General features: G+C 66.5%; 21 protein-coding genes and 1 pseudogene. 15 read left to right on the plus strand and 7 right to left on the minus strand.

Annotated features, from left to right (window positions below):
* Nucleotides 1-15: 15 nt before the first annotated feature.
* The 3 genes from FIU88_RS19370 to FIU88_RS04260 are packed head-to-tail and all read right to left on the minus strand — an operon-like array spanning nucleotide 16 to nucleotide 568.
* Complete coding sequence (locus FIU88_RS19370; protein WP_253742710.1) at nucleotides 16-120, minus strand: type II toxin-antitoxin system PemK/MazF family toxin; 105 nt, start codon at nucleotides 118-120, stop codon at nucleotides 16-18.
* Nucleotides 117-338 (minus strand): type II toxin-antitoxin system PemK/MazF family toxin, encoded by a 222-nt coding sequence (locus FIU88_RS04255; protein WP_253065015.1) that lies wholly within the window; start codon nucleotides 336-338, stop codon nucleotides 117-119. The genes FIU88_RS19370 and FIU88_RS04255 overlap by 4 nt, the downstream gene beginning before the upstream one ends.
* Nucleotides 335-568, minus strand: coding sequence for an antitoxin MazE family protein (locus FIU88_RS04260; RefSeq protein ID WP_152478305.1), 234 nt, complete (start codon nucleotides 566-568; stop codon nucleotides 335-337). The genes FIU88_RS04255 and FIU88_RS04260 overlap by 4 nt, the downstream gene beginning before the upstream one ends.
* Before the next feature lie 179 nt (nucleotides 569-747).
* On the opposite strand from FIU88_RS04260, the gene FIU88_RS04265 reads away from it, so the two are divergent.
* Nucleotides 748-1,335: a recombinase family protein gene (locus FIU88_RS04265; RefSeq protein WP_152478306.1), complete on the plus strand. Its 588-nt coding sequence runs from the start codon at nucleotides 748-750 to the stop codon at nucleotides 1,333-1,335.
* Between the two features lie 201 nt (nucleotides 1,336-1,536).
* Here the strand turns inward: FIU88_RS04265 and FIU88_RS04270 are convergent, their stop codons facing one another.
* Nucleotides 1,537-3,519, minus strand: coding sequence for a diguanylate cyclase (locus tag FIU88_RS04270; protein WP_152478307.1), 1,983 nt, complete (start codon nucleotides 3,517-3,519; stop codon nucleotides 1,537-1,539).
* Nucleotides 3,520-3,785: 266 nt separating this feature from the next.
* On the opposite strand from FIU88_RS04270, the gene FIU88_RS04275 reads away from it, so the two are divergent.
* Together FIU88_RS04275 and FIU88_RS04280 are read left to right on the plus strand one after the other, a co-directional pair.
* Nucleotides 3,786-6,362: an EAL domain-containing protein gene (locus tag FIU88_RS04275; RefSeq protein WP_253065017.1), complete on the plus strand. Its 2,577-nt coding sequence runs from the start codon at nucleotides 3,786-3,788 to the stop codon at nucleotides 6,360-6,362.
* Between the two features lie 406 nt (nucleotides 6,363-6,768).
* Nucleotides 6,769-8,022, plus strand: coding sequence for a hypothetical protein (locus tag FIU88_RS04280; protein WP_152478308.1), 1,254 nt, complete (start codon nucleotides 6,769-6,771; stop codon nucleotides 8,020-8,022).
* 93 nt (nucleotides 8,023-8,115) lie between these two features.
* On the opposite strand, the pseudogene FIU88_RS04285 reads toward FIU88_RS04280, so the two are convergent.
* Nucleotides 8,116-8,313: pseudogene (locus FIU88_RS04285) on the minus strand (transcription elongation factor GreB); the annotation flags it as partial.
* A gap of 150 nt (nucleotides 8,314-8,463) precedes the next feature.
* Here FIU88_RS04285 and FIU88_RS04290 point away from each other — a divergent pair.
* From FIU88_RS04290 to cysN, 6 genes are all read left to right on the plus strand, one after another.
* Nucleotides 8,464-9,111 (plus strand): hypothetical protein, encoded by a 648-nt coding sequence (locus tag FIU88_RS04290; RefSeq protein ID WP_152478309.1) that lies wholly within the window; start codon nucleotides 8,464-8,466, stop codon nucleotides 9,109-9,111.
* A gap of 170 nt (nucleotides 9,112-9,281) precedes the next feature.
* Nucleotides 9,282-9,857, plus strand: coding sequence for an NUDIX domain-containing protein (locus tag FIU88_RS04295; protein ID WP_237738471.1), 576 nt, complete (start codon nucleotides 9,282-9,284; stop codon nucleotides 9,855-9,857).
* 1 nt (nucleotide 9,858) lies between these two features.
* Nucleotides 9,859-10,305 carry a DUF1249 domain-containing protein gene (locus tag FIU88_RS04300; RefSeq protein ID WP_016856122.1) on the plus strand — a complete coding sequence of 149 codons (447 nt, stop codon included), beginning with the start codon at nucleotides 9,859-9,861 and terminating at the stop codon, nucleotides 10,303-10,305.
* Between the two features lie 67 nt (nucleotides 10,306-10,372).
* Nucleotides 10,373-11,107, plus strand: a complete 735-nt coding sequence (locus FIU88_RS04305) for a metallophosphoesterase (RefSeq protein ID WP_152478311.1) — start codon at nucleotides 10,373-10,375, stop codon at nucleotides 11,105-11,107.
* Between the two features lie 223 nt (nucleotides 11,108-11,330).
* Nucleotides 11,331-12,224, plus strand: a complete 894-nt coding sequence (gene cysD / locus FIU88_RS04310; protein ID WP_253742803.1) for a sulfate adenylyltransferase subunit CysD — start codon at nucleotides 11,331-11,333, stop codon at nucleotides 12,222-12,224.
* A gap of 2 nt (nucleotides 12,225-12,226) precedes the next feature.
* Nucleotides 12,227-13,654 (plus strand): sulfate adenylyltransferase subunit CysN, encoded by a 1,428-nt coding sequence (cysN, locus tag FIU88_RS04315; RefSeq protein ID WP_152478313.1) that lies wholly within the window; start codon nucleotides 12,227-12,229, stop codon nucleotides 13,652-13,654.
* Between the two features lie 134 nt (nucleotides 13,655-13,788).
* Here the strand turns inward: cysN and cmoB are convergent, their stop codons facing one another.
* Both cmoB and cmoA read right to left on the minus strand, forming a co-directional pair.
* Nucleotides 13,789-14,781, minus strand: coding sequence for a tRNA 5-methoxyuridine(34)/uridine 5-oxyacetic acid(34) synthase CmoB (gene cmoB, locus FIU88_RS04320; protein WP_152478314.1), 993 nt, complete (start codon nucleotides 14,779-14,781; stop codon nucleotides 13,789-13,791).
* Nucleotide 14,782: 1 nt separating this feature from the next.
* Nucleotides 14,783-15,526: a carboxy-S-adenosyl-L-methionine synthase CmoA gene (cmoA, locus tag FIU88_RS04325; protein WP_026068562.1), complete on the minus strand. Its 744-nt coding sequence runs from the start codon at nucleotides 15,524-15,526 to the stop codon at nucleotides 14,783-14,785.
* 82 nt (nucleotides 15,527-15,608) lie between these two features.
* Between cmoA and pgi the strand changes: the two genes are divergently transcribed.
* From pgi to FIU88_RS04355, 6 genes are all read left to right on the plus strand, one after another.
* Nucleotides 15,609-17,297 carry a glucose-6-phosphate isomerase gene (gene pgi / locus FIU88_RS04330; protein WP_016856116.1) on the plus strand — a complete coding sequence of 563 codons (1,689 nt, stop codon included), beginning with the start codon at nucleotides 15,609-15,611 and terminating at the stop codon, nucleotides 17,295-17,297.
* 55 nt (nucleotides 17,298-17,352) lie between these two features.
* Nucleotides 17,353-17,979, plus strand: coding sequence for a YqiA/YcfP family alpha/beta fold hydrolase (locus FIU88_RS04335; protein ID WP_016856115.1), 627 nt, complete (start codon nucleotides 17,353-17,355; stop codon nucleotides 17,977-17,979).
* Between the two features lie 39 nt (nucleotides 17,980-18,018).
* On the plus strand, nucleotides 18,019-19,899 hold the full coding sequence (gene parE / locus FIU88_RS04340; protein ID WP_152478315.1) for a DNA topoisomerase IV subunit B: 1,881 nt from the start codon (nucleotides 18,019-18,021) through the stop codon (nucleotides 19,897-19,899).
* Between the two features lie 203 nt (nucleotides 19,900-20,102).
* Nucleotides 20,103-22,361 carry a DNA topoisomerase IV subunit A gene (parC, locus tag FIU88_RS04345; protein WP_152478316.1) on the plus strand — a complete coding sequence of 753 codons (2,259 nt, stop codon included), beginning with the start codon at nucleotides 20,103-20,105 and terminating at the stop codon, nucleotides 22,359-22,361.
* A gap of 83 nt (nucleotides 22,362-22,444) precedes the next feature.
* Nucleotides 22,445-23,680 (plus strand): phosphoserine phosphatase SerB, encoded by a 1,236-nt coding sequence (serB, locus tag FIU88_RS04350; protein WP_152478317.1) that lies wholly within the window; start codon nucleotides 22,445-22,447, stop codon nucleotides 23,678-23,680.
* A complete protein-coding gene (locus FIU88_RS04355) occupies nucleotides 23,670-24,524 on the plus strand; it encodes an ion transporter (RefSeq protein WP_016856111.1) in 855 nt (284 codons plus the stop codon). The genes serB and FIU88_RS04355 overlap by 11 nt, the downstream gene beginning before the upstream one ends.
* Nucleotides 24,525-24,595: the final 71 nt, after the last annotated feature.

Consider the following 24,595-nt stretch of genomic DNA (forward strand, 5'->3'; position numbering starts at 1 on the left):
GGTACACCCTCTCCCTCACGCGAAGCCCAGGAAGACGGCCAGCGCTCTGTTGACGGCGACCATGGTGCTGTCGTCGAGGTGGCCGAAGGCCTCTCCTACCCTCTCTCGCTTCACTGTCATGGGCTGTCCACCATGATCTGGGAGCGTCGCTGCAAGCCATTGTCGGGGGTGGGCTCCACATCGAGACGGATCAGCGGGGCATCGACTCGGGTGCTGGAGAGCAGCAACACCGTCACACTGCCGGTTCCAGCAAACTGATCCGACTGGATGATGAGGGCGGGAAGCGGCTTCCCGAAGTCACCTGACAGGGCAATGGTCACCAGGTCGCCACGCCTCATGCGTCACACTCGTCGTCGTCCAGGTCCAGGAGGGCGGCATCCATGAAGTCCTGCAGATCCTGATCCCGGGCGTCGGCAGCCGCAACGGCAGCGCACTGACGGCGGGCTTCTTCGGCGAAGCCGGGTTGGCGGGTATCCGGTACCCAGATCTGGATCGGGCGCAGGCCGGCCGCTCGCAAAGCAGCACGGTGCCTTTTCACCCGGTTGTTCACGTTGTCGGTTGCCACCATGGCGAATCCTCCTTTCGTTTCATGTAACAGGGTGGCGCTCCCTTCCGTTACATGCAACGAAGGGTGTCCAGAAAACGATCGTTAGGCGGCCAAGCCGGACAGTGTCCGAGAATAAGCTTGTAGGATGGGTTTGCGGACAATAAGATAGACGGACGGATAAGCGGACAAAAGGGCGGTCCATGGCACTGATCGGCTATGCGCGGGTCTCGACGGCGGAGCAGGACTCCGCTTTGCAGACCGATGCGCTTCTCAAGGCAGGGTGCGAGCGAATCTTCGATGACACCGTCTCCGGGGCCCAGGCGGAACGCCCCGGCCTGACGGCGGCCCTGGAGTTCCTACGCGTGGGGGATGTGCTGGTCGTATGGCGACTGGATCGGCTGGGACGCTCGCTGCCGCATCTGATCGAGGTGGTCAGCACCCTGGAGGCGCGTGGTGTCGGCTTCCGGTCGCTGACCGAAGCCATCGATACCACCACGCCGGGTGGGCGGCTAATCTTCCATGTGTTCGGCGCCCTGGGGCAGTTCGAGCGCGACCTGATCCGTGATCGCACCAAGGCGGGACTGGCCGCTGCCGCCGCTCGTGGGCGCAAAGGAGGACGCAAGCCCGTCGTCACCGACGACAAGCTGAAGCGGGCGAGGGAGCACCTGGCGAATGGGCTGAACGTCCGTGAGGCCGCCGCCCGGATCAAGGTCAGCAAGACAGCCCTCTATGCCGCCTTGAAGGCCAGTCACTCCGAAGCCTCGGAGCGCCGAGCAGCCGACTCCTGACACGCTGTGTGGTGGAGGGCCTCGGGCCTGGGGTGGGAATGAAGCGACACTCGGGGCATCATGTGAGGGTGCTAATATTCAGCAAGCTTGCCCCTGCGTAGGCATTGGCACTGCGCCTCTGGCCAGAGGCGCTTCCCTGATTATTTGCCCTTGTTTGCCCCTGGTGTCGGTCCCGTCACCAGGGGCATTTTTCGTCAGGGGTCAGGCCTCTTCCCATTCCACACGGTTGCGCCCTGTCTCCTTGGCGGCGTAGAGCCCTTGGTCGGCACGCTTGATGGCCGGTTTCAGGGTGGTCTCCCCGGCACACACCAGCGTCACGCCCAGTGAGGCGGTGTAGGCCAGTGTGCCGTCTTCCGTGGCGTCCTGGCCGACCTGGGCGGGGGTGGTGGCAACCGCCTCGCGGAGGCGCTCGGCGACCTGTAGGGCCTGCTCGCGGTGGGTATCGGGCAGCAGCACGGCAAACTCTTCACCGCCCATGCGGCACAGCACATCACCATCACGCAGCACCTGGCGGGCCAGCTTGGCGAAGGCCTGCAGCACCATATCGCCCACGTCGTGGCCATAGGTATCGTTGATGCGCTTGAAGTGGTCGAGGTCGACGGCGATCAGCGACAGCGGCGCCCCGCTGCGCTCGGCGCGGGCGATCTCCATGGCGGCTTGGTCCTCCAGGGCGCGGCGGTTGCCGAGGCCGGTGAGCGGGTCGGCGAGCGCCTGTCGTTCCAATCGCTCTTCCAGCGCTTTGCGCTCGCTGAGGTCGAACACCATGGCACGGGAATACTGGAAGCCGTCGTCGGTGACCTGGGCGGTGGCCTGAATCGCCACCGGCAGACGAGTGCCATCGCGACACTGCAGCTCGCACTCGGCACTGCCCTCCTGGCCTTCCCCCAGCACTTGGCGGAAGGCGGCATCGAAGGCCGCGCGGGTCTCCGGGGTCACGAAGTCCCGGTAGCGGCGTTTCTCGATCACCTCGTCAGCGCGATAGCCCAACCACTCCAGCTCGGTGCGGTTGATCTTGATGACCCGGCCATCGCTGTCCAGGGAGTGATAGCCACAGGGGGCGTGCTCGTAGAGGTCCTGTACCTCGTTGGCATACTGGCGGGCCTCGCGAGAGAACAGCAATGCACGCTGCCGTAGCCCGCGGAGCCGGTGGTTGCTGAGGACCCAGAACAGCCCGAAGGCCACTGACAACAGGTAGACCAAGGCGATGGCCAGCGGCTGCACCGGGTTCTCCTTGAGTAGCCCCCAGAGCGTCGGGCGCAGCATCAGGATGCCGAGTCGCCAGGGTTGGGTACCCGGGTCGCTGATGATGGTGCCGGCCTGGCTGCGATAGTGCTGGGTGCGCAGATCGTGGCTGCGAAAGGCGAGCAGGTGGTTCTCCAGGGTGACGGTACCCTGGTTGCGGTCGGACATCGCGCTCCAGGCCGCTGGCCAGTGTGTGGCCACGGGCTGGCCGAAGCGCGCCTCCTGGCCGTCGGTATCGGGCAAGAGCCATCGCCCCTGGGCTCCCGCCAACAGGGCCTCGCCGCGGCTCTCGCGGGCATGCGGCAATGAGGCGGTGAGGCGTGACCAGTCGAGGGTGAACAGCAGCACGCCCAGGCGCTCGCCCTGATCACCGACGATCGGCGTGGCGATATCGATGACGGTGGTCACCGGCGTTTGCTCTGCACCGGAGGCGCCGAGGTGAGGGGAAGAGACATACAGGTCCCGCGCCTGCAGGGCCATGGCCTGAAGGAAGGCGGTCGAGGTGCCATGGTCGACCACCGGTGGCCGTGGTAGCAGCGGGACCGTAGAGGTGGCCACCCACTCACGCCCCTCAGTGTCGACCACCGCCAGGCGCGTATAGCGGCCGAAGTGCGTCAGCAGGGTATCGAACAGGGCCTCCAGCTGCTCCCAGTCGCTTTGCGCCGCCAGGCCCCATGTCGGTGTTTCGGCAGCGTCCTGACGGGACAGGAAACGTCTGAGCAGCGGGTACTCGGCGGTGGCCAGCACCTGGTTGAAGCTTTCATTCATGCCGCGCAGGAGCAGGTCGTATTCAGACGCGAGCAGGGCTTCTGCCGACCGGCGCGTACCGTCGACTCGCTCTTCCAGGTGCGAGACGACGATCGGCGTCAGGGTCAGGGTGACCAGGGATACAGGGAGCAGGACCGCCACCGTCAGGCGGGCCCAGAACGCTTTAATGATCAATGGCGGAGCCTCGAAGCAGGTCAGCCGCAATCCGTGCAGGCGAAGAGTTCACGACGTCAGGAGCAAGGCGAGGCATGCCTGCTCGCCGAGCGCGCGCAAGTATCCAGCAAAAGCCTCGTAGCGTCATCTTCGGTAGACGATATGGCTCGTGAGGCGCGTGTACCTTGCCCGTCAGGACCGGCTCGGCCACTATCCTTCCCATGGAGGGTGGTAAGTGAACCAGAGCGCACGTACCCCCAGGAGAAAGGCGGCATGGAGGCACGGTAGTGCTTAACGAATTAGCGCTGATGGAGGCGCAGCAGGACGTTCATGAACGGATCGCGAAGCAGGTGCCGCTCGAGGAGACTTTGGATGCCATTGCCCGCTGGATCGAGATCCTGTTGCCAGATGGCATCGTGGCCTTCATGCGCTTCGATTCCCGCCGTCAGACCCTGAGCCTCATCCCCAGCCAGCGCTTCTCCAGGGCCTACGAAGAGTGCCTTCAAGCGGTGCCCATCGGGCCCGATGCGGCTTCCTTCGGCAGCGCGGCCTTCTGCCGCGAGCCAGTGGTCACCGAGGACATTCGCAACGACCCGCGCTGGACGCCGTTTCGCGATGCTGCCGATCGAGAAGGGCTAAGAGCCTGCTGGTCCAATCCTGTGCTGACCGCCGAAGGTGAGTTGCTGGGCACCTTCGGCATCTACTTCCGCGAGCCAAAGCAGCCTACCGATACTGGTCGTCGGCGCATGAAGCAGGCCGCGGCGCTGGTGGCACTGGCGATCCTGCGTGACCGCGATGCCTCCAGCCACCGAGCCCTCTCCGAATGGCACCGCTCGTTGTTCGTGAACCACCCCGACGGGGTCTACGAGTTCGACCTGGAGGGTCACTTCCAGCGGGGTAATGCCGCGCTGACACGGATCACGGGGTATCCCGAAGACGCCTTGATTGGCCGGCACTTCAACGAGTTCATTGAGCCTGAGTATCGCGAGCTGACCCTGGCCGGGTTCGATATTGCCCGACAGGGCGGGTCGCACCAGTACGAAACCATGGGCACCCACCGCGATGGGCACCCCTATCGGCTGGAGATCCTCAACTTCCCGGTCTCGGTGGATGGCGAGGTGGTGGGGGTATACGGCGTCTGCCGTGACATCACCGCCCGCAAGCAGGAGGAAGAGGATCGCCTTCTACTGGAGCGAGGCATCCAGGCCACCCCCAACGGCGTGGTCATGGCCGACGCGACCCAGCCCGACATGCCCCTGGTGTATGCCAACGAGGCCTTCTATCGCCTCACTGGATACACGCCTCTGGAGGTGCTGGGCCGCAACTGCCGCTTCCTGCAGGGGCCAGACACTGACCCCGAGGCGCTTGCTGTCATTCGCCGGGCGATCATCGAGCGACAGTCCACCGAGACTACCCTGCGCAACTATCACAAGGACGGCACGCCCTTCTGGAACCACCTCTCGCTGAGCCCGGTGTTCGATGCCGACGGTGCCTGCACGCACTACATCGGCATCCAGCAGGACATCACCCGGCAGCGCGAACAGGAAGCGCAGATCGCCCACCAGGCAACCCATGACCTGCTCACCGGCCTGCCCAACCGCACCGCCTTCGATGAACACCTTCAGGCGGCCTTCGAGCGGGTTCAGGAGGATCAGGGGCTGCTGGTGGTGATGCATCTCGACCTGGACGGCTTCAAGGCTGTCAACGACGGCCTGGGCTATCACATCGGCAACCAGTTGTTGGTGGCGGTCAGCGAGCGTCTGCGTCAGGTGGTGGACGGTGACGCGAGCCTGGCTCGTATGACCGGCGACGAGTTTGCTTTGCTACTGCCTGGCCTCGACAGCCGCCAGGCCGGGGTCGAGATGGCCGAGGACGTGCTGAGTGCTCTGGCGCAGCCGTTCTTGATCGAGGACCGTGCCCTGCACATCAGTGCCAGCATCGGCATCGCCTGCAACTGTGAGAGCGTGGCGTATGCCTATGAGCTGATGCAGCGTGCCGATCTGGCGGTCGGCGATGCCAAGCAGCAGGGGCGTAATACCTGGTACTGGTATCAGGGCGACCAACATCGCGGTACCGAAGAGGCGGTGCTGTTGCGACACGATCTGCACACGGCACTGCGCCAAGATCAATTCGAGCTCTACTATCAGCCGATCGTGGAGGCGGTGAACGGACGTATCCGCGGCATGGAGGCCCTGATCCGTTGGCACCACCCCGAGCGTGGGATGATCTCGCCTGGGGTGTTCATCCCGCTGGCCGAGCAGACCGGCCAGATCATTCCCCTGGGGCGCTGGATCCTACGACGTGCCTGCCAGGACGCCGCGGCGATGCGTGCCGCAGGCGGGCTCGGGGGGCCGGTTGCCGTGAACATCTCCTCACTGCAGTTTCGCCGTGACGGCTTCCTGGCCGACGTGAAGGCGGCTTTGGACGATGCCGACTTGCCGCCCGAGCTACTGGAACTGGAGGTCACCGAGAGTGTGCTGCTTGACGGCGCCGAGCAGGCCATCACGCTGATCAACGAGCTCAAGGCGCTGGGGATCCGGGTCGCGCTGGACGACTTCGGTACCGGCTTCTCCAGCCTCAGCTACCTGCGCGACCTGCCGATCCACAAGGTCAAGCTCGATAGGGCCTTCATCCAGGACATTGCCACCAGCCGCAGCAACGCCGCCATCGTGCAAGGCATCATCACCATGGCCCATCACCTGGACCTGACGGTGGTGGCCGAAGGCATCGAGGAGCGGGAGCAGCAGCAGGACCTGATCCGCCGCAACTGCGACTTGCTGCAGGGGTTCTACTTCGCCAGGCCGATGCCGCGGGAGGCCATCATAGAGCTTACCGGGCAGCTTCCGGTACCTGTGGGGCTATGAGGTAGGTCGCGGGGCCTCTTCAGCAGTGTCCTATGGCCCTCTCTCTGGCCATCATGTAAAGAAAACCAAGGTTTTCTTGTGGTGGAATGCAACCATTCAGATGGGGGAAAGGTTTAATCCAACTATAATAGCCCCCGAGGGTTAGTCCGCTTTTGGCCGATAGCGGACCTCTTTATTCTATCATATATACAATAGTAAATGCCCCAGCCTGTTAGAAACCTCCTAGTCCTAAAGTATATGATTCTTCGATCGGCTCCCTCCGTCCCTCTCTCTGATCCTCTGCCTCTCTGGCTCTCCCTCTCGCCATTCATCATTCATTTCTTAACAGGCGCATGGTCTATGTGCTGTTTGACCTAGCATATGGCTGCGCCTATATTGTCATTTCCATGGTGTGTTTGAGTTGAACGTGATGAAGAATGATAATGAAGTTGGGTTCATTTGCTATTTCGGCGACTTGTCATCTGAAGAGGTTGAGGTAATAAATGACTATTGGTTGGTGACGGATGATGGCGGTGTAAACGGTGGCTTTGCCTACTCAGTTTCTAGAGTTTCAGAGAGGCATGGTCTGCGTGAGGGAGATATTAGAGTTATAATTAAAAAAGGTTCTGGGTTTTGTGCGCCAGGAGGTGTGGGGCTATGTGGTTCTTGTGGGGATGTGGTTTTGTTGTCAAGCAGGATGAAGTATAAAGAGGCTCTCAAGGGGAAGAGGGGGACCTGTAAAAATTGTTTGCAAGAGCAGAGAGAGAAGTTTGACGAGGAATGTGAGAAGAAGCTTGTTGAGTACTTGGAGTCATCTTTGTCAGTAGAGGGCTATGAGTATTCAGATCTTAAGTATCTGGATAAAGTGTTTCTTCTGGCAATTCTCACTATGAATTATGATGGCGATGGACCTTTGAAGCTCGGGGCTGGTGGGTTTGGCTGGTCTGGCTTTAAGAGTATAGATGCTGAAGCTCTCAACTCTTTGGTTGCTAGGAAGGCCGTCAGGCGCGTCGAGCCAATGGGAGACGAGGCTGTAACGGCATATGCTCGCTTAAGAGGCGGGAGTGCCGAAAAGAAATCTTTGCTCTCCAATGCAGGGCTCAGGGGTATTCCTCAGCCAGGTTTCTATATTAACTTGCCTGATGGTTTATATGATATCAGTGACTTTATGCAGGCAGTAAACGGTGATGTGGTCGAAGGATGTGTAACAATTGATGATATTGAAGATATTAGGCGTCTAGTAAATGATGTTCGGGTTGAGAAGCTTTATGCTGTTGTTGGGTATCTGGGGATGAGCTATAGGTTGAAAATAAATCATAACATCAAACTGGATGCTGTTCTTAGACATATTGCTGTTACATATCCGCTGGATAAAGCTTACTATACTATGATCAGGATGGTGAAAGATGTAATTGAATATATGCATGTAGAGTATGTCAATAGCTTTGCTGCTGAGCATTTGTTCACCAGGTTTCTTGAGAGCTACCTGTCTAAAGTTAAAACCAGAGGTTGGGAGCTAAAAATTGCCAGATCCTTGCCTCAAGAAGTTACGAGTTCAAACTTGGAGGCTATGGTTACTGCCATATTTCTAGAGGGGGCTTTGAGCTGGGATGAGCTGTCGGCAACAGAGGTCGCAGAGCGGTGGGTATCGAAGCTGCACGTTGCGGAGGCGCATGGGTAAATAGTACCTCTAATTAGTATTGATACTATTTTTTAATCATTAAAAAACAAAGGCTTGAAGTTTATAGTATGTCATTTGAGGTTCTTTCTGGCAGTCGGCGTTCTCGCTGCGATCGCCCAGGGCGGCGGCCTCGCCGACCTTGGTCGAGAGGGCGGGGCGCTTGACCCGCGACAGGTGGTCGAGGATGCCGCGCAGGCGATCGGCGCCCTCGGCGGTGATCAGGTTGCTCTTGGGTTCCTGGCGCGGGTCCTTGGCGGGATCGCGCCAGCGGGTCATGTTGCGGCCTTTCATCGTCGGCGCCCTCCTGTGGGATGCGAAGCAAAGGCTTCCATTGTGAGGCGAGGAGGCAGTCGAGGCCAGATTGGCGATTGATTCAAACGTTCGTTACATTTTCATGGCGTCATCCGGACAACCACAATCACAACGCATGAGGAAAGCGCCATGTCCACACGCCGCCTGCCGTCTCTCGTTCTCGGAATGGGGCTCGTGTTCGCCCCGTTGCTCCAGGCCCAAGCTCAGGCCCCGCAGGACGAGCTGTTCTCGCTGCGCAGCCGCTGGGAGCACACCACCACCGCGATGCCGGAGGCGCGTCGCGTCGATGCCCTCGCGTCCCTCGCCGCGGAGGCGAAGACGCTGGCCGAGTCTCACCCCGAGAGCACGGAGGCGAGCGTCTGGCGCGGCATCATCCTGGCCTCCCTGGCCCGGGAGAGCGGTGGCCTCGACGCCCTGGGGGCGGCCAAGGAGGCGCGCCGGGTGCTGGAATCGGCCCTCGAGCGGGACCCTCGAGGGCTCCAGGGCTCGGCCTACGTGACCCTGGGGGCGCTCTATGATCGTGCTCCGGGCTGGCCGGTGGCCTTCGGCGACGAGGAGACCGCCGAGCGGATGTTCCGCCGCGCCGAGGCCATCCGCCCCGACGGCATCGACGTCCACCTCTACTACGCCGCCTTCCTCGAGGACGAGGGGCGGGACGCCGAGGCGCTGGCGCATGCCCGGCGGGCGGCCGAAGGGGTGGCTCGCCAGGGGCGCGAGGCCTCCGATGCGGCGCTGCGCGACGAGGCCAGGGCCATGGTCGCTCGACTCGAGGAGTAGGCGGGCGCCTATCGGCATGAAGGGCGAGGCGAGCGGTGAGCTTGGCAGGATTCCGTCGCACCGGGATAATGGGCGCTTTCGCGATCACCGGAGAGTTCATGTCGGAACAGGATCCACAGCACGCCGCCGATGCGCTCGATGCCGCGCCCTTCGATGCCGGCGACGTGGAGATGATCGAGCGGCGCTGCCTGCATCAGGGCTTCTTCCGCCTCGAGGAGATGCACCTGCGCCACCGCCTGTTCGAGGGCGGCTGGAGCGCGCCGGTCACGCGCGAGGTGCATCGCCGGCATGACGCCGTGGGCGTGCTGCTCTACGATGTGGAACGGGACGCCGTGGCGCTGGTGGAGCAGTTTCGCGCCGGCGCCCTGGACGATCCGGCCTCGCCCTGGAAGCTCGAGGTCGTGGCGGGGCTGGTCGAGCACGGCGAGAGCCGCGCCGACGTCGCCCGCCGCGAGGCCGAGGAAGAGGCCGGCTGCCCGGTGGGCGAGCTGATCGAGCTGCATACCTACTACCCCAGCCCGGGGGCCTGCGACGAGCGGGTCACGCTGTTCTGCGGGCTGATCGACAGCCAGGGCCTGGGCGGCATTCACGGCCTCGACGAGGAGCACGAGGACATCCGCGTGCACGTGATGCCCTTCCCCCGGGCCTGGGAACTCATGCTGGCCGGAAGACTCGACAATGCCATGTGCCTGATCGCCTTCCACTGGCTGGCGGCGGAGCGGGCCTCATTGCGAGCGAGGAGGTAGCGTGTCGAGAAACGCCTATGTGACTGACCTGAAGACCCTGCAGGGCGAGTGCACCGCCAACTACGTGCGGCTGACCCGTCTGCTGGGCGACATGGAGGTCGGCGAGACTCGCGAGGTGGAGCTGGTCAGCCATGGGCGCCGCGTCGGCGCGCTGTGCCTGGAGCTCCTCGAGCGAGCGCCCTACACCAGCATCGTGCGGGTGTCCCAGCGCGGGGTGCTAGACGGCGTGCTCGAGGCGCCGCGCATGCGCGTGCACCTCTACCACGACGTGCGCATGGCCGAGGTCAACGACTTCCAGCGTCAGCGCCACTTCGACGGCCGCTATCGCTATCCCAACGCGCGCATGCACCAGCCCGACGAGAAGTTGCAGCTCAACCGCTTCCTCGGCGAATGGCTCGATCACGGCCTGGCCCACGGCCATTCCATGGACCTGCCCGAACTGCCGTGACGCGCCGCACGACCCCGGAAACACCCAGGCCCCGACACAGGGCCGTCATCGAGGATGCCCCGGCCCGATGCGACTGATCCAGATCACCGACTGCCACCTGCACGCCGACCCTGCCGCCCGCTGCCGCACCGGCCTGCCGCATCGCCAGCTCGAACGCGTGGTGGCCGCCGCCGCCGGCCTGCGGCCCGACATGGTGCTGCTGACCGGCGACATCAGCGAGGACCGCACCGCCGCCTCCTACGCCGAGGCCGAGCGCCTGCTGGCGCCGCTCGACTGCCCCTGGTTCTGGCTGCCCGGCAACCACGACGACCCCGGGCTGATGGCCGACTGCCGGCCCTTCCTCGATGCCGTGGACCTGGACGCGCGCCGCCTGCTGCTGCTCGACACCCAGCGCATCGGCCAGGAGGCCGGCGAACTCGGCGAGGCCCGGCTGGCGGCCTTCGCCGCCCGGCTCGCCGAGGACGACCGGCCGACGCTCGTGCTCATGCACCATCCGCCGGTGGCGGTGGGCTCCGCCTGGATGGACGCGCTCGGCCTGGCCGACGCCGCGGCCTTCTGGGACGTCGTGGCCGACCACGCGCACGTCGAGGCGGTGCTCTGCGGACACATCCATCAGGCCTTCGCCGGCCGCGGCCCGGAGGCCGCCGGCGGCGTGCCCGTCTACGGCTGTCCCTCGACCAGCGATCAGTTCCTGCCCGGCGCCGAGGACTTCGCCGTCGACGAGGCCTCGCGCCCCGGCTTCCGGGTCGTCGACCTGAGTCGCGGCGCGTTCGCGACCTGGGTGGAGCGCGTCGAACTCTGAGCGTTCGTCGAGCCCGACTGGCGATAGCGCTTTTGTGTCTAAAAAGATAGATATTAATTCTTTTACGTTATTATCGCCCTCGGGGTACCCTCTGGCGCATGATCCTTTTTCCGCCCACGTCATGCGAGGTAGCCGGGCCATGAACAGTCTTCATGCACCGACACGCGATAGTGCCGTCACGGCCGAGGGCAGCAGTGCCGCTGCGGGCCTGACGCCGCGGCGGCTGACGCATCTGCAGCAGCTGGAAGCCGAGTCCATCCACATCATCCGCGAGGTGGCCGCCGAGTTCGCCAACCCGGTGATGCTCTACTCCATCGGCAAGGACTCCTCGGTGATGCTGCACCTGGCGCGCAAGGCCTTCTATCCCGGGCCGCCGCCGTTCCCGCTGATGCACGTTAACACCACCTGGAAGTTCCGCGAGATGATCGAGTTCCGCGACCGCATGGCCGCGGAATCCGGCATGGAGCTGATCGAGCACATCAACCAGGAAGGCGTCGAGGCGGGCATCAACCCCTTCGATCACGGCTCCAGCGGCTACACCGACGTGATGAAGACCCAGTCGCTCAAGCAGGCGCTGGACAAGTACGGCTTCGATGCCGCCTTCGGCGGCGCGCGCCGCGACGAAGAGGCCAGCCGCGCCAAGGAGCGGGTGTTCTCCTTCCGCGACAAGCACCACCGCTGGGACCCCAAGAACCAGCGCCCCGAGCTGTGGAACCTGTACAACGCTCGCATCAACAAGGGCGAGTCGATCCGCGCCTTCCCGCTCTCCAACTGGACCGAGCTGGACATCTGGCAGTACATCTATCTCGAAAACATCGACATCGTGCCGCTGTACTTCTCCGCGCCGCGTCCGGTGGTCGAGCGCGACGGCATGCAGATCATGGTCGACGATGACCGCCTGCCGCTCGAGGAGGGCGAGGTGCCGGAAGAGAAGTGGGTGCGTTTCCGCACGCTCGGCTGCTACCCGCTGACCGGCGCGGTGGAATCCACCGCCACCACGCTGCCCGAGATCATCCAGGAGATGCTGCTGACCCGCACCAGCGAGCGCAGCGGCCGCGCCATCGACCACGACCAGGCCGGCTCGATGGAGAAGAAGAAGCGCGAGGGGTATTTCTAAACATGTCACATCAGTCCGAACTCATCGCCGACAACATCGAGCAGTACCTGCACGAGCACGAGAACAAGGACCTGCTGCGCTTCATCACCTGCGGCAGCGTCGACGACGGCAAGTCGACCCTGATCGGCCGGCTGCTGCACGATTCCAAGATGATCTTCGACGATCAGCTGGCGGCCATCACCCAGGCCTCGAAGAAGAGCGGCACCACCGGTGAAGAGGTGGATCTGGCGCTGCTGGTCGACGGCCTGCAGTCCGAGCGGGAGCAGGGCATCACCATCGACGTGGCCTATCGGTTCTTCTCCACCGACAAGCGCAAGTTCATCATCGCCGACACCCCGGGCCACGAGCAGTACACCCGCAACATGGCCACCGGGGCGTCCACCGCCGGCCTGGCGGTGATCCTGATCGACGCCCGCTACGGCGTGCAGACCCAGACCAAGCGCCACAGCTTCATCGCCGACCTGGTGGGCATCCGCCACCTGGTGATCGCGGTCAACAAGATGGACCTGGTCGAGTACAGCCAGGCGCGCTTCGACGAGATCGTCGCCGAGTACCGCGCCTTCGCCGAGCAGCTGGGCGCCGACGACATTCGCTTCGTGCCGCTGTCCGCGCTCAAGGGCGACAACGTCGTCAACAAGAGCGAGTCCATGGAGTGGTACGACGGCCCGGCGCTGCTCGAGCTGCTCGAGAGCGTCGAGGTCCGCGCCGATCACAACCTCACCGACCTGCGCCTGCCGGTGCAGTACGTGAACCGCCCGAACCTGGACTTCCGCGGCTACGCCGGCACCCTGGAGGCGGGCGTGCTGCGCCCCGGCCAGGCGGTCAAGGTGCTGCCGTCCGGCAAGACCTCCACGGTCGAGCGCATCGTCACCTTCGACGGCGATCTGGACGACGCCTACCCGGGTCAGGCGATCACCGTGACCCTCGAGGACGAGATCGATATCTCCCGCGGCGACTGGATCGTGGCCGCCGATGCCGAGGTGACCGAGGCCGCGGCCTTCGACGCCGACATCGTGTGGATGAGCGAGCAGGCCCTCGAGCCGGGCCGCCAGGTCGACATCCGCCTCGCCGGCCGTTCGGTGGCGGGCAGCGTCGACACCATCCACTACCAGGTCGACGTCAACACCCTGGAGCAGCATCAGGCCGAGCGCCTGGAGCTCAACGCCATCGCCCGCTGCCGCGTGGCGCTGACCGGCGAAGTGCCGATCGACAGCTACGACCGCAGCCCGGGCACCGGCAGCTTCATCGTCATCGACCGGCTGTCCAACATCACCGTGGGCGCGGGCATGATCCGCGGCGCGGCCGAGGCCGGCGGCGTGGCCGAGGGCGAGGTCGACTGGGCCGGCTTCGAGGTCGAGCTCAACGCCCTGGTGCGCAAGTACTTCCCGCACTGGGAGGCCAAGGACATCAGCCAGCTGCTCGGCCGCTGATGCCCTGATCCGCCCTGCGGATAACACGAGGCCCCGTCGCGCAAGCGACGGGGCCTCGTTGTTTCCGGGGGCTTTATGGGGTCAGACCCCGGCCAAGCCTGAAGAATGACCGCCGGGGCAGCGGAAGGCGGGTATCAGCGTGGCCGGTTGGCGACCAGCACCGCGCGGCGCGGCGCCGGATGGCCCTCGCGGGTCCTGGTCGGATCGTCGGGGTCGAGGAAGTCGGCCAGCGACTGGAAGGTCATCCACTCGGTGGCGCGCTGCTCGTCCAGCGAGGTGTCGGCCTCGTCGACCACCCGCACGTTGTCGAAGCCGGCGCGCTCGAGCCAGCCGCACAGCGCGGCGGAGGAGGGCAGGAAGTAGACGTTGGGCATGGCGGCGTAGCGCTCGCCCGGCAGCAGCACCGTGGTGGCGTCGCCCTCGACCACCAGGGTCTCCAGCACCAGCTCGCCGCCGGGGCGCAGCGCGGCCTTGAGCTGGGCCAGATGCTCCAGCGGCGAGGGGCGGTGGTAGAGCACGCCCATCGAGAACACGGTGTCGAAGAAGGCCAGCTCCTCCGGCACGTCCTCGATGCCCACCGGCAGGAAGTGCACCGCGCCGCCGTCGGCATCGCCGACGAAGTGGCGCACCGCCTGGAACTGCCAGTAGAAGCGCGGCGAGGGGTCGATCACCAGCACGAAGCCGGCGCCGTCGCCGGCCATGCGCCAGGCGTGATAGCCGTTGCCGCCGCCCACGTCGAGCACCCGCCGGCCGGCCAGCGGCGCCAGGTGCGGCGCCACCCGCTGCCATTTCCAGTCGGAGCGCCATTCGGTGTCGATGGTCACCCCGCCGAGCCTGTACGGCCCCTTGCGCCACGGCGCCAGCACGCGCAGCAGGCTCTCGCTCTGGCGGCGGCGCGAGGCATCGAGGTCGGCGTCCACCGTGACGTGGTCGGCATCGAGGCGCACCTCGCGGCCCTCCGGCAGCGGCGGCAGCTTGGCCACCGCCTTCTCCCAGGCCGGCAGGTCGCCGAAGCGCGAGCGGTCGAGGCCGCGGGCCAGCTGCCCGGGCAGCCGGGCCAGCCAGGTATCGAGCCCCTGGTCGAGGAAGGCCCGATAGAGCGGGCGATGGGCGTTGGGAATCGGCACGTCAGTCTTCCTTGAAGGCGATCAGCGAGGCGAAGTTCAGGTACTGGAACCACACCAGCGAGCGCGAGAAGCCGGCGCGGGCCAGCCGCTCCTTGTGCGCGTCCAGGGTGTCCGGCACCAGCACGTTCTCCAGCGCGGTGCGCTTCTGGCTGATCTCCAGGTCGCTGTAGCCGTTGGCGCGCTTGAAGTCGTGGTAGCGCTCCACCAGCCAGGCGTTCTCCTGCTCGTCGGCGGCCTTGATCTTCTCCGAGAGCACCAGCACGCCGCCGGGCTCCAGGGCCTCATAGAGCCTCGCGATCACGGCGTCGCGATCCTCCGGCGCCAGGAACTGCAGGGTGAAGTTGAGCAGGATCATCCCCGACGGCGCGTAGTCGAGGGCGCGGATGTCGCCCTCGATCACCGTCAGGTCGTGGTCCGGGCTCTCGGTGGAAAGCGTCTCGCGGGCGCGCTCGACCATGGCCGGGGACAGGTCGACCCCGGTATAGCGGAAGGCCGCCGGCGGCAGCTGGCCGGCCAGGGCGAGCCCGGAGGCGCCCAGCGAGCAGCCCAGGTCATAGACGTGGCCGCCGTGGCGCAGGTGGCGCCGGGCCAGCGGGCCGAGCATGGCCAGTATCTGGCCATAGCCCGGCACCGAACGCCGGATCATGTCGGGGAAGCAGGAGACCACCCGCTCGTCGAACGAAAAGCGCGCCACCCGGTCCAGGGGTGTGGAAAAGATGGCGTCACGGTAAGATGCGTCACTCATATCGCAGGGATTCATGGGCTGGAAGCCCGACATTCTACTCCCCTGTTGTCGGCTACACGACAGGATGTCCAGGAGAAATTCCATGAGCCATACCCCCATCGATCAGCAGAGGGCCTGGTGTGCCCTCGCCGAGCATGCCGCCGGCATGGGGCGCCGGCACCTGCGCGATCTTTTCGTCGAGCAGCCGAGCCGCTACGAGACCTTCGGTCGCAGCGCCGCGGGGCTGACCCTCGACCTCTCCAAGCAGCGCTGGACCGACCAGACCCTCGAGCTGCTGCTCGACCTGGCCCGCGAGGCCGACGTGCCCGAGGCGATCCGCGGCCTGCTGGCCGGCGAGCGCGTCAACCGCAGCGAGGACCGCCCGGCGCTGCACACCGCGCTGCGCCTGCCCGCCGACGCCCGCCTCGAGGTCGAGGGCCAGGACCTGGTCGCCTCGGTCCACGCCACCCTGGATCGCATGGAGGCCATGGTCGAGCGCTTCCACAACGGCCAGTGGCGCGGCGCCACCGGCAAGCCGATCCGCGACGTGGTCAACCTCGGGGTCGGCGGCTCCGATCTGGGGCCGCTGATGGTCACCCACGCCCTGGCCGACTATCGTCCCGATGTCGAGCAGCGCATCGATGTCCACTTCGCCTCGACCATGGACGGCTCCCAGCTGGCCGACTATCTGGCGCGGCTGAATCCCGAGACCACGCTGTTCGTGCTGTCGTCGAAGTCCTTCACCACCATCGACACCCTGTCCAATGCGCGCACCGCGCGAGACTGGCTCAAGGCGCGGCTGCTGGGCAGCGGCCAGGAGGGCGTCGACGAGGCGCTGCTGATGCGCCAGCACTTCATCGGCGTCTCGGCCAGCCCCGAGAAGATGAGCGAGTGGGGCATCGCCGACGATCACCAGCTGGAGTTCTGGGAGTGGGTCGGCGGCCGCTACTCGCTGTGGGGCGCCATCGGCCTGCCCATCGCGCTGGTGGTCGGCATGGAGCACTTCCGCGGCCTGCTGGCCGGCGCCCACGAGATGGACCGCCACTTCCGCGAGGCGGAGCTTGCCGACAACCTGCCGGTGCTGCTGGCGCTGGCCGGCATCTGGAACGTCAACTTCCTCGACATCCGCGCCCACTCCATCCTGCCCTACGACGGCCGGCTCGAGTATTTCGCCGCCTACCTCGAGCAGCTGGAGATGGAGTCCAACGGCAAGTCGGTGACCCACGACGGCGAGAGCGTGAGCTACTCCACCTGCCCGGTGCTGTGGGGCCAGCTCGGGCCCAACGCCCAGCACGCCTTCTATCAGCTGCTGCATCAGGGCACCCAGGCCGTGGAGTGCGACTTCATCGCGCCCAAGGTGCGCTACGACGACGTGCCGGACCCGGCCACCCGCGACCACCTGATGGGCCAGCACCGGCTGACGCTCGCCAACTGCTTCGCCCAGTCCCGGGCGCTGATGCTCGGCGACGCCGCCGTGGCCGACGACGAGGACGGCCCGCGCCCGGGCCACCGTCGCTATCGCGGCAACCAGCCCTCCAGCACCCTGCTGCTGGATCGCCTCACGCCCCAGACCCTGGGGGCGCTGGTGGCGCTCTACGAGCACAAGGTGTTCGTGCAGGCGACGATCTGGGACATCAATCCCTTCGACCAGTGGGGCGTGGAGCTGGGCAAGACCATGGCCGGCGAGACCCAGCGCATCCTCCAGCACGAGGCCGGCCTCGAGGGCATGGACGACTCCACCCGCGGCCTGATCGAGGCGGTATGGGCGGCCGAGCCCCAGGCGGACGCGTGAGCGTCATGGCGGCCGTTCCTCGTGCCGGGCTGGCCATTTATACAGGGGTTCGGGTATGCTGAGCGCCGCTCTGCCGCGCGTGCCGGCCAGCGGCGTGCTCTACCTGCACGGCTTCAACAGCGGCGCCGCCTCGCCCAAGGCGGCGCTGATGCGCGAGGCCTGCGAGGCGCTAGGATTGCCCTGCGCCGCGCCGGACCTGCCGCATCGCCCCGAGCGGGCCCTGGAAGAGGCCGAGGCCCGGCTCGGTGAGCTGGGCGACCGCCCGCTGGTGGTCGGCAGCTCGATGGGGGGCTTCCTGGCCACCGTGCTCGCCGAGCGCCACGACCTGCCGGCGGCGCTGATCAACCCGGCGGTGGCGCCGGCGCGGCTGGTCGAGGCCTGGATCGGCGAGGTCTTCGTCAATCCCTACCACGGCCAGCGCTTCACGGTGGGCATCGCCCATCGGCAGGCGCTGGAGACGCTGGCGCCCGAGCGGGTCACGCCGGCACGCTACCTGCTGCTGCTGGGCACCGCCGACGAGACCCTGGACGCCCGCGACGCCTTCGCGCTCTATCGCGGCGCCCGGACGATCCTCGAACCCGGCGGCGATCACGGCTTCTCGACGCTGGCCGACTACCTGCCGGCGATCTTCGCCCAGGGCGGCCATGCCCTGGAAGCCGGGCGGGTGGCGCCCCGCGGCTGAGCGCGCGGATTCGAACATGCATAGGACACAGACGACGCCATGACCCAATACAGTGCCAGCTCGATCGAGGTGCTCGCCGGGCTCGAACCGGTGCGCAAGCGCCCCGGCATGTACACCGACACCGCGCGCCCCAACCATCTGGTGCAGGAGGTCATCGACAACAGCGTCGACGAGGCGCTGGCCGGCCACGCCGGCAAGATCGGCGTGCGGCTGTTCGAGGACGGCGGCGTCGAGGTCAGCGACGACGGGCGCGGCATGCCCATCGACATCCACCCGGAGCACGGCGTCTCCGGCATCGAGCTGATCATGACCAAGCTCCACGCCGGCGGGAAGTTCTCCAACTCGAGCTACCGCTTCTCGGGCGGCCTGCACGGGGTCGGCGTCTCGGTGGTCAACGCGCTGTCCAAGCGCCTCGAGGTCGAGGTGATCAAGGGCGGGGAGCGCCACGGCATGGCCTTCGAGCACGGCGAGCTGGCCTCGCCGCTGGAGGTGATCGGCAGCGCCGCCAAGCGCGCCACCGGCACCATCCTGCGCTTCTGGCCGGAGGCCAGCTACTTCGACTCGCCACGGCTGTCGCTGTCGCGGCTCAAGCACCTGCTGCGCGCCAAGGCGGTGCTGTGCCCGGGGCTCGAGGTCTCGCTGACCGAGCCCGACGGCACCCAGAGCGTGTGGCAGTTCGAGGACGGCCTGCGCGACTACCTGGCCCAGGCCACCGACGGCTATGAGGTGCTGCCGGCCTCGCCCTTCGTCGGCCACTTCGCCGACGAGGAGCACGGCGTCGACTGGGCCGTGCAGTGGCTGCCGGAGGGCGGCGAGCCGCTGCTCGAGAGCTACGTCAACCTGATCCCCACGCCCCAGGGCGGCACCCACGTCAACGGCCTGCGCGCCGGGCTGCTCGAGGCGCTGCGCGAGTTCTGCGACTACCGCAGCCTGTTGCCGCGCGGCGTCAAGCTGACCGCCGAGGACCTGTGGGAGCGGGTCTCCTTCGTGCTCTCGGTGAAGATGCTCGACCCGCAGTTCGCCGGCCAGACCAAGGAGCGGCTCTCGTCCCGCGCGGTGGCCGGCTTCGTCTCCGGGGTGGTCAAGGACGCCTTCTCGCTGTGGCTCAACCACCACGTCGACCAGGCCGAGGCGCTGGCCGAGCTGGTCATCAGCGCCGCCCAGCGGCGCCAGAAGAGCGCCAAGAAGGTGGCGCGCAAGAAGGTCACCTCCGGCCCCGCGCTGCCCGGCAAGCTGGCCGACTGCTCGGGGCAGGACCCGGCGGCCAGCGAGCTGTTCCTGGTCGAGGGCGACTCGGCCGGCGGCAGCGCCAAGCAGGCCCGCGACCGCGATACCCAGGCCATCCTGCCGCTGCGCGGCAAGATCCTGAACACCTGGGAGGTGGAGGCCCACGACATCTACGGCTCCCAGGAGGTCCACGACATCGCCGTGGCGATCGGCATGGACCCGGGCAGCGACGACCTCGGCAAGCTGCGCTATCACAAGATCTGCATCCTCGCCGACGCCGACTCCGACGGCCTGCACATCGCCACGCTGCTGTGCGCGCTGTTCGTGCGCCACTTCCCGGCGCTGGTCGACGCCGGCCACGTCTTCGTCGCCATGCCGCCGCTGTACCGCATCGACCTGGGCAAGGAGGTGTTCTACGCCCTGGACGAGAGCGAGAAGGCCGCGATCTTGAAGCGCCTGGAGGGCAAGCGCGGCACGCCCAACGTGCAGCGCTTCAAGGGCCTCGGCGAGATGAGCCCGCTGCAGCTGCGCGAGACCACCATGGCCGCCGATACCCGTCGCCTGGTGCAGCTGACCCGCGAGGAGGGCGACGGCACCCTCGAGATGATGGACATGCTGCTGGCCCGCAAGCGCGCCTCCGACCGCAAGAGCTGGCTTGAGGATTACGGCAACCTCGCCGACATAGACGTCTAGCCGCCGAGCGACAAGCGCCAAGGAGAGCGGCGCTGAGGCAGGTCTGAGCGAGGCTCCTTTTTCAGGGAGGAAAAGGGGAGCGCCCAGGGGCGGGTTTACCGCGTCCTCGCGAAGGCCTGGCGACAGCACAGCCGCGATAAGCGGCCACCGGTGCCGATACGTTTTCAGTACGATTCCACGATCGTGAATAGGGTCGAATTGCCATGACCATGGATATCCAGGTGGCGGAGGGCGACGTCGAGCGCCTGTCCCTCCGCGAGTACACCGAGAAGGCGTACCTCGACTACTCGATGTACGTCATCCTCGACCGGGCGTTGCCGCACATCGGCGACGGCATGAAGCCGGTCCAGCGGCGCATCGTCTACGCCATGCGCGAGCTGTCGCTGAACGCCAACGCCAAGTACAAGAAGTCGGCGCGTACCGTCGGCGACGTGCTCGGCAAGTTCCACCCCCACGGCGACAGCGCCTGCTACGAGGCCATGGTGCTGATGGCGCAGCCGTTCAGCTATCGCTATCCGCTGGTGGACGGCCAAGGCAACTGGGGCAGCCCCGACGATCCCAAGTCCTTCGCCGCCATGCGCTACACCGAGGCGCGGCTGTCCAAGTTCAGCGAGACCCTGCTCAGCGAGCTGGGGCAGGGCACCGTGGACTGGACCGCCAACTTCGACGGCACCATGCAGGAGCCGGTGGTGCTGCCTTCGCGGCTGCCCCACGTGCTGCTCAACGGCGGCACCGGCATCGCCGTGGGCATGGCCACCGACATCCCCCCGCACAACGTGGGCGAGGTGGTCGAGGCCACCTGCCACCTGCTGCGCCATCCCGAGGCCACCACCGTCGACCTGATGGAGCGCCTGCCGGGGCCGGACTTCCCCACCGCCGCCGAGGTCATCACCCCGCATCGCGAGCTGCGCAAGATCTACGAGAGCGGCCGCGGCTCGGTGAAGATGCGCGCTCGCTACGGCCTGGAGGAGGGCAGCGTGGTGATCTCCGCGCTGCCCTACCAGGTCAGCGGCGCCAAGGTGCTCGAGCAGATCGCCGCCCAGATGCAGGCCAAGAAGCTGCCCATGGTGGCCGACCTGCGCGACGAGTCGACCCACGAGGAGCCCACCCGGCTGGTCATCGAGCCGCGCTCCAACCGGGTCGATATCGAGGCGCTGATGGCGCACCTGTTCGCCACCACCGATCTCGAGAAGAACGTGCGCGTCAACATGAACGTGATCGGCCTCGACGGCCGGCCGCGGGTCATGCCGCTGCCGGACCTGCTCGGCGAGTGGCTGCGCTTCCGCCGCAGCACCGTGCGCCGGCGCCTCGAGCATCGGCTGGGCAAGGTCCAGGACCGCCTGCATATCCTCGAGGGCCTGCTCACGGCCTACCTCAACATCGACGAGGTGATCCGCATCATCCGCGAGGAGGACGAGCCCAAGGCCGCGCTGATCGAGGCCTTCGGGCTCAGCGAGCGCCAGGCCGAGGCGATCCTCGAGCTGCGCCTGCGCCACCTGGCCAAGCTCGAGGAGATGAAGATCCGCGGCGAGCAGGACGACCTCGAGGCCGAGCGCGCCCGCCTGGAGGAGCTGCTCGGCTCCGAGGCCGCGCTGACCGACCTGATCGAGGAGGAGCTGCGCCAGGCCGCCACCGACTACGGCGACGCGCGTCGCTCGCCGCTGGTCGAGCGCGAGGAGGCCAAGGCGCTGTCCGAGGTCGAGCTGCTCGGCGCCGACCCGATCACGGTGGTGCTCTCCGAGAAGGGCTGGATCCGCGCCGCCAAGGGCCACGAGATCGACCCCGAGGGGCTCTCCTACAAGGCCGGCGACCGCTTCCACCTGGCCGCCCGCGGCAAGACCAACCAGCCACTGGTGCTGCTCGACGACACCGGCCGCGCCTATACGCTGACCGCCCACAACCTGCCCAGCGCGCGCAGCCAGGGCGAGCCGGTCACCGGGCGCGTCAACGTGGCCGCCGGCGCCCACATGGCCGGGGTGCTGCTGGCGCCGCCGACCACCCGCTACCTGCTGGCCACCGACGGCGGCTACGGCTTCGTCGCCCGCCTCGAGGGGCTGACTGGCAAGAACAAGGCCGGCAAGGCGGTGCTCAGCGTGCCCCAGGGCTGCAACGTGATCGCGCCGCGGTCGATTCCGGAGGGCGAGGGCGTCAGCGTGGCGGCGGTCTCCAACGAGGGGCGGCTGCTGGTGTTCCCGCTCGAGCAGCTGCCGGAGCTGGCCAAGGGCAAGGGCAACAAGATGCTCGACATCCCCGGGGCCCGGGCCGCGCGGCGCGAGGAGTTCCTGCGCGACCTGACGCTGCTGGCGCCCGGCGAGGCGCTGGTGGTGCATGCCGGCAAGCGCAAGCTGACGCTCAAGGCCGACGATCTCGACTACTATCGAGGCGAGCGTGGCCGGCGCGGCAGCAAGCTGCCCCGGGGCCTGCAGAAGGTCGACCGGCTCGAGACAGAAGAAAAGAAATAGGGCGGAGGGGCGAGCCCGCGCCTTCGGCCTCGAAGGCAGCGAGGCTCGCCCGGCCGACCGGCTGCACAAGCATCGAGGATGACATGACGAGACGACTCCTGATCCGCGCCACCGGCGCCGCCCAGGCCGGCCAGCTGGCCGGCCTGGGCCGTGCCCTGGCCCAGAGCGGCGCGCGGCTGCTGGACATCAACCAGAGCGTGACCTTCGGCATCGTGTCGCTGGAGGCCCTGGTGGGGCTCGACCACGACAGCGACCTGGAGGGCGCGCTGTCCGCCGCCGGCGATCGGCTGGGGCTCGATGTCCAGGCGATCCAGATCGGCGCCGAGGACTATCACCGCTGGAGCGTGCAGGCCAGCCAGCCGCGGCTGATCCTGACCCTGCTGGCGCCGCATCTGCCGGCCGGCATCCTGGCCGAGGTCGGCGCGCTGACCGCCGAGCAGGGCCTGACGGTGGAGCTGATCCACCGGCTCTCCGGCCGCGAGCCGCTGGACGGCGGCGTGCCCGGCGAGCATGACGCTATCCAGGGCGCCTGCGTGGAGTGCTGGCTGCGCGGCGACAACGTCGACCTCGAGGCCCTGCGCGAGAAGGCGCTGGCGCTGGGCGCGGCCCACGGCGTCGACATCGCCCTGCAGGAGGACTCCATCTGGCGCCGCCACCGTCGCCTGGTGTGCTTCGACATGGATTCGACCCTGATCCAGGCCGAGGTGATCGACGAGCTGGCGCGCCGTCACGGCGTCTATGACGAGGTGGCCGAGGTCACCGAGCGGGCCATGCGCGGCGAGCTGGACTTCCAGCAGAGCTTCCGCGAGCGCATGGCGAAGCTCCGCGGCCTCGACGAGTCGGTGCTGGCCGAGATCGCCGAGGAACTGCCGCTGATGGACGGCCTGGAGCGGCTGATGCGCCAGCTCAAGCGGCTCGGCTATCGCACCGCGATCCTGTCCGGCGGCTTCACCTACTTCGCTCACTACTTGCAGGAGCGCCTCGGCTTCGACGAGGTCCACGCCAACGAGCTGGTGATCGAGGACGGCAAGGTCACCGGCGAGGTGCGCGAGCCGATCGTCGACGCCGACCGCAAGGCCGAGCTGCTGTGCCGGATCGCCGAGCGCGAGGGGCTGTCCATGGAGCAGACCATCGCCGTGGGCGACGGCGCCAACGATCTGAAGATGCTGGCCGCGGCCGGCCTCGGCATCGCCTTCCGGGCCAAGCCGCTGGTGCGCCAGCAGGCCCGGCACTCGCTCTCGACCCTGGGGCTGGACGCGGTGCTCTACCTGATCGGCTATCGCCAGGGCGACCTGGAGGAAGGACGCGGTGAGCGCTGATCTGCTGACCTGGCGCGACCGCTTCGAGCGGCTGCGCGCCAACAAGGTGTTCGAGACGCTGGTGATCGCCATCATCATCGTCTCGGCGCTGCTGATCGGCGCCAAGACCTACGAGCAGTCCAGCCACATCCAGCACTGGCTGCTGGCGCTGGACACGGCGGTGACGGTGTTCTTCCTGGTGGAGATCCTGATCCGCATGGGCGCCGAGCGGCGGCTGCGGGACTTCTTCAGGAAGGGCTGGAACGTCTTCGACTTCCTGATCGTCACTGCCAGCCTGATCCCGCTCGACGAGTCGGAGATGGTGCTGCTGGCGCGGCTGCTGCGCATCTTCCGGGTGCTGCGCCTGGTGTCGATGATCCCCGAGCTGCGGGTGCTGCTGGCGGCGCTGGTCAAGTCGATCCCGCGCATGGGCTACGTGGCGCTGCTGATGTTCATCATCTTCTACATCTACGCCGCCATCGGCAGCTTCCTGTTCGCCGAGGTCGACGATTTCCTGTGGGGCAACATCGCCACGGCCATGCTGACGCTGTTCCGCATCGCCACCTTCGAGGACTGGACCGACGTGATGTACGCCACCCAGGAGCTGCATGCCTGGAGCTGGCTGTACTACCTGACGTTCATCTTCCTCACCGCCTTCATCTTCCTCAACATGATGATCGGCATCGTGCTCGACGTGATGCAGAAGGAGAGCGCCGAGATGGCGCTGGAGAACGGCGAGGGCGAGACGGCGGAGCTCCAGGCCCTGCGCGCCGACGTGCACCAGATGCGCGACCAGCTGACCCGCATGGAGGGCCTGCTGCAGGCCGGCGAGGCGCGCGAGCTTGACAAGCGACCCCCAGGCTGATTTTCTAGGGGCCATGAACATGACATCGTACAGCCTCGTCCTCGACCTACGACTACTAGCCCGCCGCTGAG

It is taken from the genome of Halomonas sp. THAF12, from assembly GCF_009363675.1.
GTDB lineage: Bacteria > Pseudomonadota > Gammaproteobacteria > Pseudomonadales > Halomonadaceae > Halomonas > Halomonas smyrnensis.

Bases quoted from the DNA above. Each gene is read 5' to 3' on its own strand.
- cmoA (WP_026068562.1), bottom strand. From the start codon at position 15,526: ATGAGTGACGCATCTTACCGTGACGCCATCTTTTCCACACCCCTGGAC.
- FIU88_RS04255 (WP_253065015.1), bottom strand. From the start codon at position 338: ATGAGGCGTGGCGACCTGGTGACCATTGCCCTGTCAGGTGACTTCGGG.
- FIU88_RS04295 (WP_237738471.1), top strand. From the start codon at position 9,282: ATGATCGAGCGGCGCTGCCTGCATCAGGGCTTCTTCCGCCTCGAGGAG.
- FIU88_RS04265 (WP_152478306.1), top strand. From the start codon at position 748: ATGGCACTGATCGGCTATGCGCGGGTCTCGACGGCGGAGCAGGACTCC.
- FIU88_RS04335 (WP_016856115.1), top strand. From the start codon at position 17,353: ATGCTGAGCGCCGCTCTGCCGCGCGTGCCGGCCAGCGGCGTGCTCTAC.
- parE (WP_152478315.1), top strand. From the start codon at position 18,019: ATGACCCAATACAGTGCCAGCTCGATCGAGGTGCTCGCCGGGCTCGAA.
- pgi (WP_016856116.1), top strand. From the start codon at position 15,609: ATGAGCCATACCCCCATCGATCAGCAGAGGGCCTGGTGTGCCCTCGCC.
- parC (WP_152478316.1), top strand. From the start codon at position 20,103: ATGACCATGGATATCCAGGTGGCGGAGGGCGACGTCGAGCGCCTGTCC.
- FIU88_RS04305 (WP_152478311.1), top strand. From the start codon at position 10,373: ATGCGACTGATCCAGATCACCGACTGCCACCTGCACGCCGACCCTGCC.
- FIU88_RS19370 (WP_253742710.1), bottom strand. From the start codon at position 120: ATGACAGTGAAGCGAGAGAGGGTAGGAGAGGCCTTCGGCCACCTCGAC.
- FIU88_RS04290 (WP_152478309.1), top strand. From the start codon at position 8,464: ATGTCCACACGCCGCCTGCCGTCTCTCGTTCTCGGAATGGGGCTCGTG.
- FIU88_RS04260 (WP_152478305.1), bottom strand. From the start codon at position 568: ATGGTGGCAACCGACAACGTGAACAACCGGGTGAAAAGGCACCGTGCT.
- serB (WP_152478317.1), top strand. From the start codon at position 22,445: ATGACGAGACGACTCCTGATCCGCGCCACCGGCGCCGCCCAGGCCGGC.
- cysN (WP_152478313.1), top strand. From the start codon at position 12,227: ATGTCACATCAGTCCGAACTCATCGCCGACAACATCGAGCAGTACCTG.